We start from the raw sequence: 13,524 nt of genomic DNA, 5'->3' as shown, positions 1-13,524 counted from the left end.
ATCAACTTCCATTATATGTTACTTTACAAACAAAGCAATAACCGCTTCTTAAACAACAAACTTTGTGAAAACAGGATTTACCTAAGGTGTCCACCGACCTTTGTTTCCAGCATTTTTAGTAACTGGAGTAAAAGCAAATCAAAAAAAGAACCCATGAACCCCTTATATTGAAGGGTTCATGGGTCTTTTATTGAGACGGATTAACACGATTACGCTTCTTCTGCTTCAATCACTCTGGATTGATCATTGAATACCCCTGAATCGATTTCCTTCGTGATCTTACTCGTAATGAGACCAGATGTCATACTTCCGCTGACATTCAGAGCAGTACGCCCCATGTCAATTAACGGTTCGATTGAGATTAATAAACCGGCGAGCGCAACAGGCATATTTAATGATGATAAAACAAGAAGCGCCGCGAAAGTCGCTCCGCCGCCAACTCCGGCAACACCAAAAGAGCTGATGGCAACGACTGCGATAACTGTGATGATAAACACCGGGTCAAACGGGTTTTGGCCGATCGTCGGGGCAATCATCATCGCCAGCATCGCAGGATAAATGCCGGCGCATCCATTTTGGCCGATCGAAAGACCGAATGAACCGGCAAAGTTTGCGATTCCTTCCGGCACACCCATGCTTCTCTGTGTTTTAATATTCAGCGGCAAAGCACCCGCGCTTGACCGTGATGTAAATGCAAATACAAGTACAGGCACTGCTTTTTTCAAATAAACAATCGGATTCAAGCCGCTGAGCGTCAGCAGCAGCAGATGAATAATAAACATTGTGATTAACGCGGCATAAGACGCAATCACAAACATTCCCAGTTTTAGAATGCTGTCAATATCACTCGTCGCGATCGTTTTTGTCATAATGGCGAGCACCCCGTAAGGCGTCAGTCTCAAGATAAGGGTGACAACGCGCATGACAATGGCATAAACGGCATCAACCAGTTTTTTAAATGTTTCTGCCTGTTCCGGCTGTTTACGTTTCACGCCAAGGAACGCGATTCCGAGGAAAGCCGCAAAAATAACCACTGCAATCGTTGAAGTTGGTCTAGCTCCTGTAAAATCTAAAAACGGGTTTCCCGGCAGCAGTTCAACAATCTGCTGCGGCAGCGTTTTCGCTGTCATATCCTCTGATTTCTGCTCAAGCTCCTGTCCGCGTGAAAGCTCAGTATCTCCTTGGTCAACCTGGATCGCATGCAGATCAAAAGAAAGTGCGGACGCAATACCGACAGCTGCAGCTACAGCTGTTGTCGCAACTAAAATCCCGATAATCAAACCGCTGATTTTTCCAAGATTTTTTGTCAGCTTCAGCTTTGTAAATGCGCCGAGAATAGAAATAAAGACGAGCGGCATGACAACCATCTGAAGCAATTTGACATATCCGCCCCCGGCAATATTAAACCAGTCAGCTGTTTGAATGACTATATTTGAAGTCGGGCCGTAAATCAGCTGAAGCGCAAATCCGAATACAATCCCCAGCCCCAGTGCAGTAAATACACGTTTAGAGAAGGAAACGTGTTTCTTCTGCATCACAAAAAGCCCACAGATAAGTAAAAATAAAATAAATACATGTAATACGACTAGTAAAGTCTCCAAAGCAGGTAAACTCTCCCTTCAAATTTTCTCATATACTATATTATACTAATTCCGATGGGTCAAGTGCGAATTATTCAAACTTATAAATATAAGTCAAAAAAACTTATTTAATCCCTTATTTGTCCTTTTCTTTCCCTTCCATCTTTAGTACCTTATATAAGGGTGATAATATTTGCTGAAAGAGCTGTTTGTAAACTTGACCATTTTAATCACATTTAATTATCTCTTCACCCACCTGTTTAAAGAAAGGTTAGTACATAAAAAAGACAGCATATCCTTCCAAGCTGTTAAAGGACTGGCCTGCGGTTTCCTCGGGGTTATTCTGATGGTTTTTGGATTTACCTATCAGCATTCAATCATTGATTTTCGAAATATCCCTATTATGATCGCCGCTCTTTATGGAGGCTGGGTTTCAACGGCAATGGCCTTGGTTATCATCGCTGCAGGCCGTATGCTGATCACGATGAACGCATCTGCAATATACTCAGTTATTACAATTTGTATTGCTGCCATCCCGGCACTCATTGTTTCCAGAAGAAAAAAAGTTCAATTAAAACATGCTTTCTATCTTTTAATCATCACAAATAGTATGATCTCCTTTTCCTTTTATTTTCTTGTAGATTTACATTCATATGAACTTCACTTATATTTTTGGATGATCTCAATAGCGGGCGGAATGCTCAGTTTATATATTATTGATCATGAAACAAATGCGCATCTTCTCTTTAAACAATATAAATTTCAGGCGCACTTTGACTTTTTAACCGGCATTTATAACAGGAGAAAGTTTGAAGAAATCACACAAGCCCTGTATCAACAAGCTGCCAATACCCATCATTTTCAATTCGCACTGATTTATATGGATATCGACCATTTTAAAAGCATCAATGACCTATACGGCCATCATGAAGGAGACCAGGTGCTGAAAGAACTGGGTTCACGTCTGAAGCAGAGCATCAGAAACACTGATCCTGCCGCACGGATTGGCGGTGAAGAATTTGCCGTACTCCTGCCGAACTGTACGCTTGATAAAGCCAGGCAAATCGCGGAACGGATCAGATGCGCTGTCAGTGGTTCACCCATTACACTAACAAATGGAGAAGAGCTGTCAGTTACGATATCACTGGGAGCCGCTCATTACCCTGATAATACAGTGCATCCAGAATCTTTGCCGATTCTTGCCGATCAAATGCTGTACAAAGCGAAAGAAACAGGACGGAACAAAGTATGTGTTTCAGAAAAAAAAGAATGAATTCAATTTTTGAATTCATTCTTCCAATCTGAAAGACGCTTTATAGGCAGAAAAGCCGGGATAAAATCCCCCTGATACTCATTTTCTATAAATGCTGCTGTATCATCAGCTTGATAGAGCTCAAGAATGGTTTGCAGTGCTTCCCGATCTTGATCCTCCGCTCTGACAACAATCAAATTCATCTCTTCCTCAGATATTCGTCCGCCGCTCTTTATGGTATGTTGTTTCGGGTCTAGACCCGCTTTTTTTGCATCAGATGGCTTCATGACAAACACATCGGCGCCGCTCACTGCATCCTGCAACCGGACAGCCTTTAATTTCAGGTGTCTCGGGTTATCTTTAATCATATCGACCGACCCTGTTCCGTTAAATCCATTTTTCAATGTTAGCAAGCCCGCTTCCTGAAGCACTGTAAGCGCCCTGCCAAAATCGAACGCTTTATCCGGAACAGAAATAACAGCTCCGCGCGGTATATCTTGGATTCGGTCATATTGTTTTGAATAGATGCCCATAGGCGTTATGTATGTCGTACCGAGCGGTGCCAGTTTATGTTTGTATTTTTCAGTGAACGATTGAAAATATGAAATGGTTTGAAAGGCGTTCGCATCAATTTCTTTGTTCGCAAGCGCGATATCAGACTCTGCATAATCCGAAAAAGGAATCAGTTGAATATCCAGCCCTGCCTCTTCTCCCTTTTCAGCAATATAATTCCATATTGCCTTGTCAGACTCAGCAATTCCGATTTTGATCGTTTCATGTTCTGCTGACGGTGAGCATCCTGTGAATGAAACGAGCAAAATAAAAACAAAACTGCCTATAAGCCACTTTTTCATTGGTGACCATACTCCTATCTATGTATTAGAGCATGCAAGCAATATCAGGCATAAAAATCATACGCTCTCTTTAGTTGATAAACGTTGTCATTTGTAATATTGATTAACTTTTACCTTACTCATATCCAATAAGGTTGTCAATTCCTATTACATTTTCCTTCCCATAAAGAATAAATAGCTAAGGCAAACGTATGATCACGTATCGAGAAAGCAGATGAATTCCCGTGAATAAATATCAAATTGAAAAATTAATATGGTATTTTCCGAAAAAAGTTTCATTTAGCAGTTGTTTTTTCTGAAGATTACTGGTAGAGTAAAGGTAATTATTTTTGTTCGAACTATCTTTGAGAAGAAAGTTTTGTAAGAGTTTTCGTCTTGGAAGTTTGTTAAGAGCAAGAATAGTGAATTTAAGCGTTATGATCGCTTTAGGAGGAAATTTCATGTTAGAAGGTAAAGTAAAATGGTTCAACTCTGAAAAAGGTTTCGGATTCATCGAAGTAGAAGGTCAAGACGATGTATTCGTTCATTTCTCTGCTATTCAAGGCGAAGGCTTCAAAACTTTAGAAGAAGGCCAAGCTGTTTCTTTCGAAATCGTTGAAGGTAACCGCGGACCACAAGCTGCTAACGTAACTAAAGAAGCGTAAGCATAAATTGATATGCAAAACTGCAGGTGAAAACCTGCAGTTTTTATTTCGATAAAAAAGCTGTTTTGCTTAAGCAAAACAGCTTTTTTCATTAGTTTGCAATATCCCGTTTCATGAAGGTTCCGAAAGCAAGCAACAGGAAGATAATAAAGTAAATCACCAGCATAATAACGGAGAAAGTCATTGTCATCCCTTCTACTAACGGTGTCCCCTCTACATATTGCATTAAACTGACATTGGCAAATAAAATATACTTTTCCCAATCAAACTTCATCGCAATAAATGCAGTGGCTGTCGTACCCGTTACCAATAAAAAGATGGAAAAGCCTACTGCAAGTGAGCTGTTTCTAAAAACAGCCGACAGCATAAATGCCATCGTTGCGATCATTAAAGCAGCAACTGATTCTGAGAGATACGTTTTTGCCAAATATCCCATCATATTTTGCTCTAGGACATGGCCGTCTTTGTAGATTAAATGAACATTCGCCGCAGTGTCACCGCCTGTTCCGAAGAAGATCAACCCTAATAAAGTAGATCCCATAAATAAAATAAACAGCAATAAGAACCCAAACAGGAGAACTGTAATATATTTAGAGAGCAAAATCTGAAAACGGCTGAGCGGACGGATCATTAATAGCTTAATGGTTCCCCAATTAAATTCGTTCGCGACAATTCCAGCTGCGATAATAATGGTGAACAGACCGGTAAGGATGGTAAAGTTTGCTGAATCCGTTACATAAGACCATACAGTATATCCAGCGTCATCCGGAATGTTATGTTCAATACGATAGTTGTTGATTGTAATGGTTTCTTCATAGTCATCTTTCAATGAAGGATCCTCTTTCATTTCTTTCTTTAATGCGGTATTTTCTGCTTGAAGCGTTTGTTTCCATTTCGGATTTGGTTCATCCGATGAAAAATGGTTTGTTAAGAACGCCCATCCAATCATGGTCAACGCCAGAATCCCAATCATCACCCATGTTCCGGCACGGCTGAAAATTTTGATCCACTCATTATAAATCAAATTAAGCATGCTGAACCTCCTCTTTTGCTTCACCTGTCACTTCTAAGAAACGGTCCTCTAATGATTTTGTGATTACTTTGACTTCATAAATGCTAATTTGCTGCATCACCAGCAATTCAATGGCCGCAGGGACTTCGTCTTTAGCCAGTTTGACTTCTACACCGTTTGTCCTGCTCACCAAATCGTACTCCTTTAGAACAGACGCGGCTTTATTCGGCTGCTCAACTTGGAAGAAATATGTATCGTTCTCATCAGTGATGTCATCTCTCACATTTTGAATATCAATAAGCTTCCCTTTTTGTAAAATCGCAATTCGGTCACACATCAGTTCCATTTCTGACAGCAAGTGACTTGAAACGATGACAGCCATGCCTCTTTCACGGGTCAGCTTCTTTAAATGATCCCTGATTTCCCTGATCCCCGCCGGATCAAGGCCGTTTGTCGGCTCATCCAAAATCAGCACTTTGGGATCATGCAGAAGGCATTGGGCCAAGCCAAGACGCTGTCTCATCCCAAGAGAATACGTTTTTACCTTGTCATGGATTCTGTCTGTTAAACCGACCAGTTCAACGACTTCATCAATTTTTTCCTTCGTGACGCCCTTGACCATCCTTGCGTATTGCTGCAGATTTTTATATCCGCTTAAGAATTTATAAAGCTCTGGGTTCTCTACGATCGCTCCAATATGCTTAATCGCCTTGGCATAATCCTTTGTAATGGATTGGCCGCAAATGAAGACGTCACCTTTTGACAGTTTCATTAAACCTACCATCATTCGGATGGTTGTTGTTTTTCCTGCTCCATTCGGCCCCAAAAAACCGAATACTTCTCCTTCACGAATCGCAAAGCTCAAATCATCAATGATTGTCCGGCCTCTGATGTTTTTCGTCACATTTTTTAATTCCAATACTGTCGTCATCATGTTCCTCCTCTTTCTAGCAAACTTCCATTTTTGATTTAAACCATTGCAAAACAGACATGCCTTCCTGCTCACGAATATCTTCCACATCACGCTGCGCAACTTTTTCTCCATTTGCGAGTATGATTACTTCGTCAAGCAGGGTTTCAATTTCATCAATCTCGTGCGTTGCGATCACCACAATCTGCTGCTCAAAATCAATGTAAGACACCAGGCTGTTTACGATGGAATCCCTGACCATCGGATCAAGCCCGGAAAAGGGTTCATCCAGCAAGATGACGGATGCCCTTCTTGCCAAAGCAAGGACGATTTTCAGCCTTCCCCGATTTCCTTTTGATAGCTTTTTGATCTTTTTTCCCGGATCAAGCTGCATTTCATTCAACAGCTTATAGGCCTGTTCTGTTTGAAAATCAGGAAATTGCGATTGGTAAAAGTTCACCATATCTTTAACAGTAAAATGCGGATAAAACATATCAAGCTCTGTGAGATAAGCCGTTTGAAGGACCATATCTCTCGTTACCGGCTTTTCATCCGCTCTAACGAATCCTGAAGTCGGAAAGAGAAGGCCAGCCATCATTTTTAAGGTCGTTGATTTGCCGCTGCCGTTCGGCCCGACCAAACCATAAATCCGCCCCGATGATAAGGTGATCGACACGTCATTGACGGCAGTTTGGCGGCCGTATTTTTTTGATACATGTTCTAAAGTGATTTCCATTTTAGCCTCCCTCAGTGAATTTTTTTATCCCTTCCACCATTTCTTCTTTCGTTAGCCCCAGCTCTGTCATCTGCTTCACAAAGCCTTCCAGCACTTCTTGTGTCAGCCTGTCTTTCAGTTCATCTACGATTTCTGCTTTCTCCGCAATAAACGTCCCTTGACCTCTTCTTGTCTCCACAATACCCAGCCTTTCCATCTCACTGTATGTTCTTTGAATTGTATTGGGATTTACCTTGGTTTGAATCGCCATTTCTCTTACAGAAGGAAGTTTGTCTCCTGGGAGCAGCTCCTTCCTGACCAGCCGATAAAAGATCTTGTCAGCGATCTGCAGATAAATCGGTTTCGAGGATTGGAATTGATTGTCCATATTCACACCTCTACTTTACGATCAAGCAGTTTTGAAGCCATGATGAGCAGCAAGATCGTGATGGCTATAGCAATAGGAAACCCAAGCACAGACAAATGTACCGGTTTTAATTCCAATCTCCAAACGCTGCGGAATTGGAAATCAACATTGCAATAGACTGCTACAGGCCAAAAATGCTTTTGGGATTCCACTAAAGGGCTTATGATGTATTCATCGAAGAAGAACCATACTGTAACCAGCAGCCCCATCGCCGCCCACCGCATTCCGCGCCAATTTCTAAGAGAGTGAAAAACAGTCCAAAACACAACGACTGTCACTGACATATATAACGAGGAAATAAGCCCGTATATATTCAGTAAAACCACTGTACTTGTTAGATCAACTTGATGCGCCAGCAGGTTTTTCACAGAGAGCATATGATAAATCCAAGTACCGTAAGCAGTTAAAGCCAATTGAATAAGAAATTGATAAAGCAAAGATGCTGCCAATTTAGAAGAAAGCAGCCAAAAACCACCATTCGGATTGTACAGCCAAAGCTGTGTTTTCCCCTCTTTGTGAAGATGATAAAACACAAAGACAGGGGATAAGAAAAGCAGAAAAAAAGCAACTGCAACAAAGAAACCAAAATTAACAAGAGGTTCTTGCGTGCGAGAAGCTATGATATGGCCTGTCATTAATAAGAAAATGATTCCGCATAACCAGACTATCAGCCATATATTTGAAATTTTCATATCCTTCTTTAACAGACCTAAAAAAGAATCCATGTCTTTACCTCCCGGAAGCCTCTTCGGTGTATGAGTAACATAGTACACTAGATCAAGGCGTAATACAACATATCCCATGGATTAATTTGATAAAAAATCATAATACATACATAAAAACAGCAAAAAGGCAAATCCGCCATGAGTACACGGATTTGCCTTTTTTCATTACTTCTTCTTATTTTTCATGGAGAGCAGCGCATCACGATAGCTGCTGTCCTGCATTTTGTCACTATTCTCAGTGACCTCTTCCTCTGCCTGATCTGCATCAGAATGTTTAAATTTTTGCAGCGCCTGCCTGTAGATATCGTCACCCATTGTGTCACGTTTCTCTTTTGGAGAATCGGTTTTTACAACGGCCGGGGTATGCTCGGCAGCCCTTGCTTCAGCAGGATATTGCGCTTTGTTACTTTCCTCTTCCGGAGGGGCAATTCTTTCGGTTGTTTCTTGCTTCTCGGGTCCAGGAGAGGCGTTGCGGACATTGAATGTAATAAGAGCCGCAATGACAATGACAGCAGCAATAATTGCTATAATAATGGCCATTTCAACCTCTCCTTACTGTCCTGCTGTTAGGTTTCCTGTGACTTGGCTGACGCGTCTTCCCAGAGCACGTCCCAACTGAATACCTTCCTCAGACATTAACTCATCACTGTCAACCGGACAAGTGACGCCCGCACCGTAATAAGAGCCGTACAGTGCGTTTTCAGGCACATTGCCAGGTAGGCCGACAACGATCATGCCTTGATGGAACATCGGCGTGATCAAGTTGTGCATGGTCATTTCCAAGCCTCCGTGAGTTGTTGCCGTTGTGCAGAAAACAGCGCCGACTTTGTTGATCAGCTCGCCTTCAGCCCATAAGTAGCCAAGTCTGTCGATCCAAGTTTTAAGGCCGGAGCTGATTGTTCCGAAATGCCCCGGGCATCCCCAAATAATCGCATCCATATCTTTCAGCTTGCGGATATCTGCTTGATCGACATGATCGATCAACACTTCAGCCGCCTCGTTTTCTCTTGCACCTTCAGCAATCGCTTCTGCAAGAGCCTTTGTATGTTCACCTTCACTGTCATACACTACATAAATTTTCATGCAGGAAACCCCCTTGTACAGATTAAGATTCCTTCACTTCTTTAGGAGCCGGAAGCAATGAAAGCTCCTCTTTTTTCTTTTTCTCCGCACGCACTTTATCTTTTCTCACGTCACGCAAGAACAGACTTAGAATCAAACCGAACACACAGAATATTGTTGCCCACATAAAGGCATCATTAATCCCCATAACGTTTGAATCAAGTGACGCATGTTTATAAAGATGAGAGTAAACATACGTTTTCGCTGTATCATAAGACATGTTCAAATTCACCATTAAATTAGAAACTGCATTTTGGAATGCATGGAGGAAGTTCGGGTCCGCCGTGCTTGTTTTATCTGCAATTTGTGAATAATGGAACGTCGTACGGTTTGTATAGATCGTCGTGATTAAGCTTGTACCAATTGATCCGCTGATTTGGCGAAGCGTGTTGCTCATCGCCGTACCGTGGCTGTTCAGACGGGCAGGAAGCTGGTTCATACCCGCTGTCATAACCGGCATCATTAAGAGTGACATACCGAATGCACGGATTGAGTAGATCAGCATGATGTGTGTATATGGTGTATCAATCGTTAATTGCGTGTATTGATATGTCGTCACCACTGTAACAAGAAGCCCGATAATTGCAAGCGGTCTCGGACCGAATTTATCAAACAAAATACCTGAGATCGGTGACATGATCAGCATGACAATCGCACCCGGAAGCAGAAGCAGACCGGATTGAAGCGCCGTAAAGCCGACCAGATTTTGGAGATAAATCGGTAACAGGAACATACCGGTGTACAATGCTACTGTAATAATAATATTAATGACACTTGAAAGTGAGAAAATGTCGTATTTAAACACTCTGAAATCAAGCATCGGATCATCATGGCGCAATTGCTGAATTACAAAAGCAACAATTGCAATGACGCCGATTATAACTGTAGACAGTACAATCGGGTCGGTCCAGCCGTCAGAACCCGCTTCACTGACTCCGTATAACAAGGATGCGAATCCGACAATCGAGAGGATCGCTCCAAGTGTGTCGAGTTTGATTTTTTGCGGCTCCACCAGATTCTTAAAGATGAAGAAAGCCACGATGATAACAATTGCGCCGATCGGCACAAGTCCGTAAAACATGATGCGCCATGTGTAATGCTCAATAATCCACCCAGAAAGAGTCGGACCGACCGCTGGAGCAAACATCATCGCAAGTCCGAAAATCCCCATTCCTTTCCCCCTGCTTTCAGGCGGGAAGATTAACAGAATGGTTGTCATAACGAGCGGCTGCAAGATACCTCCGCCCACGGCCTGGATCAAACGGCCGATCAGCATTACAGAGAAGTTAGGTGCGATACCGCAGACTAACGTACCGAGCGTAAAACAGAACATCGCGACGAGAAAGAGACTCCGTTGGCCGAACCGTGTAATTAGGAAGGCAGATAACGGAATCAATACGCCGTTAACAAGCATGTAACCTGTTGTCAGCCACTGAATCGTCGTTGCACTCACACCAAATTCAGTCATTAAGTGCGGCATTGCGACGTTAAGCAATGTTTGGTTTAGTATTGCCAAAAATAAACCCGCCATTAGCACAATCAGCAATGTCATGGGGCTTTTTGTATTTTTTTCTTTGCCTGTAGCCATCTAAGACAACCTCCTTTCATGGTTTGATGACTGATCTGTTTTACTCAGAAATCTTAACAGATGCATTCATACCAGGAAGCACCTTATCAGATGGGTTTTTGATTGAAATTTTAACAGGAACTTTTTGCGTTACTTTTGTGTAGTTTCCGCTTGAATTTGTAGATGGAAGCATATCAAAAGTTGAGTTAGTCGCATAGCCGATTTCTTCTACAGTACCGTCAAAAGTTGTATCAGGATCTCCGTCAACTACTACATCGACACTATTTCCTACTTCAACATCGGCAATATCTGTTTCTTTAATATTTGCTGTGATGTACAGGTTGTCCATATCAATCGTTTGCGCAATTGTTGTACCAGCTTGTACGGTTTGTCCGTTTTTCACTTCGTTTTTCACAATTGTTCCATCCATGATGGATTTCACATCAACAGTTTGTTCACCTTTGATTTTTGCAACTGTGTCGCCTTTTTTCACTGTTTTTCCTTCTTCAAGATCCCAGTCGGATACTTTACCTGCTGCTGGAGCTGAGATAGCTGCCATATCGCCGGCTACTTTTGCTTCATCTGTTTTCACATAGTTTGTGCTTTGATAATAGTAGTAAGCACCTCCGCCTATAATTGCAAGAACAACAATCAAACCGATAATGTTGGTCAGAATTAAACGTCCTCTGTTCATTTTGTTTTCTCCTTTCGTTTCATCCTCTATCATTTTGTGGAAAGCTGGTGAAAATATGTGAGAAGTTTTTAATTACCGCTTTTTTCTGAACAGCCCTCAGCAAGCTTTGTTAAGCTTCCGGCGAGCTTGCGCAAATACTGCAGCTGGGAGGTATCAAGCTTTTGGTACAAGCCAGCACCCATTTTTGCATATTGCACAGCGGCTTTTTCAATCAGTTCTTCCCCCTCTTCGGTTAACTGAATCATGACGATACGGCGGTCATCCGGACTGTCATATCGATTCATCAATTGGCGCTTATACAGAATATCTGTCATTCGCGTCACAGAAGCAGGCTTAAGATCAAGCGACATCGCCAGCTTGCTTAACGGGGTGCTTCCGCTTTGATGAATTTTAAACATCAGCAGATATTGAAGGACTGTAATATCAAAAGGCTCAAGCACAATCTCCAATATCTTCTTCTGTTTTTTATAAATTGCCCGAGACGTATCGAAGAGCTGTTCAAAAGTGAGCAAAGCACGTTCTGATTCAGTCAACTCCTTTTCACCTCATTCCTCAATAATAGTTCACAAGATAAAATATTAATAAATGAAAGGAGATTTGTCAAAGGAAAAATTTCTTTTTCTCCAGTATTTTTTTCGCAACCGTTTTCTTGCTTTTATTAAATAAAAAAAAGCCCTGAAACGGGCTTTTTTTACGAAAATTGATGGCTGACACCAGACTCTTCATTTCTGAAAAAGTTCTTCAGCGCCTGAAAAACATCTGACTTTTGTTTTAAAATATAGTACTTAAATTTCTCGTCTTTCACATTTTTGTATGCAGACATGAGTGTTGAATGCCTGTTGTATTGATTGACCTCGCCGTAGCAGAAAAGATTCGCTTTCTTCATAATATCATTGACCAGCTTTACGCAGCGCGCGTTATCAGACGTCAAATTGTCACCGTCAGAAAAATGAAACGGGTAAATGTTATAGCGGGCGGGATCGTACTTTTCATCTATCAGTTCAAGCGACTTTCGGTATACGGAAGAACAGATTGTTCCGCCGCTCTCACCCTTTGAGAAGAAGTCCTCCTCCGAGACGACTTTTGCTTCTGTATGATGGGCAATAAATTCAATTTCTACAGTCTCATATTTCGTCCGCAAAAAACGGGTCATCCAGAAAAAGAAGCTTCTGGCCATGTATTTTTCCCAAACACCCATACTGCCGCTTGTATCCATCATTGCTAAAACGACGGCTTTTGATTCGGGTTTTGTGATGTCATTCCACGTCTTATACTTCAGGTCCTCCGGATAAATCGGATAAAACGACGGCTTCCCTGTCATCGCGTTTCGTTTAAAAGCTGACATCATCGTTCTTTTCTTATCTATATTACCGGTTAACCCCGTTTTACGGATATCATTAAACTCAATATCTGTATGAATGATGTTGTCCCGCTCTTTTTGCTGGAGATTCGGAAGCTCTAATTCTTTAAAAAGCGCTTCTTCTAAATCCATTAATGAAACTTCCGCTTCATAATAATCTTCGCCAGCCTGATCACCGGCGCCCTGCCCTTTTCCGGGTCCCTGTTTTTTGTCTGAACCATCCCGGGCCACAACATCTCCAACCTGGCTGTCGCCGTCCCCTTGCCCTACGTGTTTATTTTTATCATAATTATAACGGATTTTATACTCATCCAGTGAACGGATTGGGATCTTCACTACATCTTTTCCATTAGACATAATAATGCTTTCCTCAGTCACGAGGTCCGGAAGATTGTTTTTGATGGCTTCCTGCACTTTTTTCTGGTGGCGCTGCTGGTCATCGAAGCCTTTGCGATGGAGGGACCAGTTTTCCTCAGAAATCAAAAAATGGCCGCTGTCATTTTGGGACATGAATTCCCCTCCTTAACCATTTGTGGTCGTGATACATACGTATTCCTGCTTGTGCCAGATTATGAAACAAGTCTTTCGAAAAGATTTATATTCATCATATGCACAAAAGCACGGTTAATTGACAAACTATTTAGAAAATGGGACAAAATAAC

Annotated in this window: 15 protein-coding genes; 2 read left to right on the top strand and 13 right to left on the bottom strand. The window is 41.8% G+C overall.

Annotation, left to right across the window (positions count from 1 at the left end; all coding sequences use genetic code 11):
* Positions 1-209 precede the first annotated feature (209 nt).
* Entirely contained in the window at positions 210-1,601 is a 1,392-nt protein-coding gene (gene tcyP / locus MOB98_RS13015; protein ID WP_268362503.1) for an L-cystine transporter TcyP, read from the bottom strand.
* Positions 1,602-1,773: 172 nt separating this feature from the next.
* On the opposite strand from tcyP, the gene MOB98_RS13010 reads away from it, so the two are divergent.
* Positions 1,774-2,853, top strand: a complete 1,080-nt coding sequence (locus tag MOB98_RS13010; protein WP_268362501.1) for a diguanylate cyclase domain-containing protein — start codon at positions 1,774-1,776, stop codon at positions 2,851-2,853.
* A 2-nt stretch (positions 2,854-2,855) separates the two neighbouring features.
* On the opposite strand, the gene MOB98_RS13005 is transcribed toward MOB98_RS13010, so the two are convergent.
* Entirely contained in the window at positions 2,856-3,686 is an 831-nt protein-coding gene (locus MOB98_RS13005; RefSeq protein ID WP_268362499.1) for a MetQ/NlpA family ABC transporter substrate-binding protein, read from the bottom strand.
* A gap of 440 nt (positions 3,687-4,126) precedes the next feature.
* Between MOB98_RS13005 and cspB the strand changes: the two genes are divergently transcribed.
* Positions 4,127-4,330, top strand: coding sequence for a cold shock-like protein CspB (gene cspB / locus MOB98_RS13000; RefSeq protein WP_003224086.1), 204 nt, complete (start codon positions 4,127-4,129; stop codon positions 4,328-4,330).
* A gap of 91 nt (positions 4,331-4,421) precedes the next feature.
* Here cspB and MOB98_RS12995 read toward each other — a convergent pair whose 3' ends face one another.
* From MOB98_RS12995 to yhbH, 11 genes are all read right to left on the bottom strand, one after another.
* Entirely contained in the window at positions 4,422-5,363 is a 942-nt protein-coding gene (locus MOB98_RS12995) for an ABC transporter permease (RefSeq protein ID WP_268361316.1), read from the bottom strand.
* Entirely contained in the window at positions 5,356-6,273 is a 918-nt protein-coding gene (locus MOB98_RS12990) for an ABC transporter ATP-binding protein (RefSeq protein ID WP_268361314.1), read from the bottom strand. Before MOB98_RS12990 ends, MOB98_RS12995 begins: the two co-directional genes overlap by 8 nt.
* Before the next feature lie 16 nt (positions 6,274-6,289).
* Positions 6,290-6,988 (bottom strand): ABC transporter ATP-binding protein, encoded by a 699-nt coding sequence (locus tag MOB98_RS12985; protein ID WP_268361311.1) that lies wholly within the window; start codon positions 6,986-6,988, stop codon positions 6,290-6,292.
* Position 6,989: 1 nt separating this feature from the next.
* The gene (locus tag MOB98_RS12980; protein WP_268361309.1) at positions 6,990-7,355 is read right to left on the bottom strand and encodes a GntR family transcriptional regulator; all 366 of its coding nucleotides are present in this window, start codon (positions 7,353-7,355) and stop codon (positions 6,990-6,992) included.
* A 2-nt stretch (positions 7,356-7,357) separates the two neighbouring features.
* The gene (locus MOB98_RS12975) at positions 7,358-8,119 is read right to left on the bottom strand and encodes a hypothetical protein (RefSeq protein ID WP_268361307.1); all 762 of its coding nucleotides are present in this window, start codon (positions 8,117-8,119) and stop codon (positions 7,358-7,360) included.
* A 165-nt stretch (positions 8,120-8,284) separates the two neighbouring features.
* The gene (locus tag MOB98_RS12970; protein WP_268361304.1) at positions 8,285-8,659 is read right to left on the bottom strand and encodes a hypothetical protein; all 375 of its coding nucleotides are present in this window, start codon (positions 8,657-8,659) and stop codon (positions 8,285-8,287) included.
* A gap of 12 nt (positions 8,660-8,671) precedes the next feature.
* Entirely contained in the window at positions 8,672-9,202 is a 531-nt protein-coding gene (locus MOB98_RS12965) for an NAD(P)H-dependent oxidoreductase (protein WP_268361302.1), read from the bottom strand.
* Between the two features lie 22 nt (positions 9,203-9,224).
* Positions 9,225-10,829 (bottom strand): MFS transporter, encoded by a 1,605-nt coding sequence (locus tag MOB98_RS12960; RefSeq protein ID WP_019257869.1) that lies wholly within the window; start codon positions 10,827-10,829, stop codon positions 9,225-9,227.
* A 40-nt stretch (positions 10,830-10,869) separates the two neighbouring features.
* A complete protein-coding gene (locus MOB98_RS12955; protein WP_003239622.1) occupies positions 10,870-11,535 on the bottom strand; it encodes an HlyD family efflux transporter periplasmic adaptor subunit in 666 nt (221 codons plus the stop codon).
* A 35-nt stretch (positions 11,536-11,570) separates the two neighbouring features.
* A complete protein-coding gene (locus MOB98_RS12950; RefSeq protein ID WP_003233431.1) occupies positions 11,571-12,035 on the bottom strand; it encodes a MarR family transcriptional regulator in 465 nt (154 codons plus the stop codon).
* 158 nt (positions 12,036-12,193) lie between these two features.
* Positions 12,194-13,372: a sporulation protein YhbH gene (gene yhbH / locus MOB98_RS12945; RefSeq protein WP_268361300.1), complete on the bottom strand. Its 1,179-nt coding sequence runs from the start codon at positions 13,370-13,372 to the stop codon at positions 12,194-12,196.
* Positions 13,373-13,524 lie beyond the last annotated feature (152 nt).

Source organism: Bacillus sp. N13C7, assembly GCF_026790065.1.
Lineage (GTDB): Bacteria > Bacillota > Bacilli > Bacillales > Bacillaceae > Bacillus.
The sequence above is the reverse complement of the archived record's forward strand: the minus strand, read 5'-3'. Positions and strand labels throughout refer to the sequence as shown.

What these genes read in the sequence shown, in the direction of transcription:
- MOB98_RS13005 (WP_268362499.1), bottom strand. Translation starts at nt 3,686, where the DNA reads ATGAAAAAGTGGCTTATAGGCAGTTTTGTTTTTATTTTGCTCGTTTCA.
- MOB98_RS12990 (WP_268361314.1), bottom strand. Translation starts at nt 6,273, where the DNA reads ATGACGACAGTATTGGAATTAAAAAATGTGACGAAAAACATCAGAGGC.
- MOB98_RS12980 (WP_268361309.1), bottom strand. Translation starts at nt 7,355, where the DNA reads ATGGACAATCAATTCCAATCCTCGAAACCGATTTATCTGCAGATCGCT.
- MOB98_RS12975 (WP_268361307.1), bottom strand. Translation starts at nt 8,119, where the DNA reads ATGGATTCTTTTTTAGGTCTGTTAAAGAAGGATATGAAAATTTCAAAT.
- MOB98_RS12955 (WP_003239622.1), bottom strand. Translation starts at nt 11,535, where the DNA reads ATGATAGAGGATGAAACGAAAGGAGAAAACAAAATGAACAGAGGACGT.
- cspB (WP_003224086.1), top strand. Translation starts at nt 4,127, where the DNA reads ATGTTAGAAGGTAAAGTAAAATGGTTCAACTCTGAAAAAGGTTTCGGA.
- MOB98_RS12970 (WP_268361304.1), bottom strand. Translation starts at nt 8,659, where the DNA reads ATGGCCATTATTATAGCAATTATTGCTGCTGTCATTGTCATTGCGGCT.
- MOB98_RS12965 (WP_268361302.1), bottom strand. Translation starts at nt 9,202, where the DNA reads ATGAAAATTTATGTAGTGTATGACAGTGAAGGTGAACATACAAAGGCT.
- MOB98_RS12960 (WP_019257869.1), bottom strand. Translation starts at nt 10,829, where the DNA reads ATGGCTACAGGCAAAGAAAAAAATACAAAAAGCCCCATGACATTGCTG.
- yhbH (WP_268361300.1), bottom strand. Translation starts at nt 13,372, where the DNA reads ATGTCCCAAAATGACAGCGGCCATTTTTTGATTTCTGAGGAAAACTGG.
- MOB98_RS12995 (WP_268361316.1), bottom strand. Translation starts at nt 5,363, where the DNA reads ATGCTTAATTTGATTTATAATGAGTGGATCAAAATTTTCAGCCGTGCC.
- MOB98_RS12985 (WP_268361311.1), bottom strand. Translation starts at nt 6,988, where the DNA reads ATGGAAATCACTTTAGAACATGTATCAAAAAAATACGGCCGCCAAACT.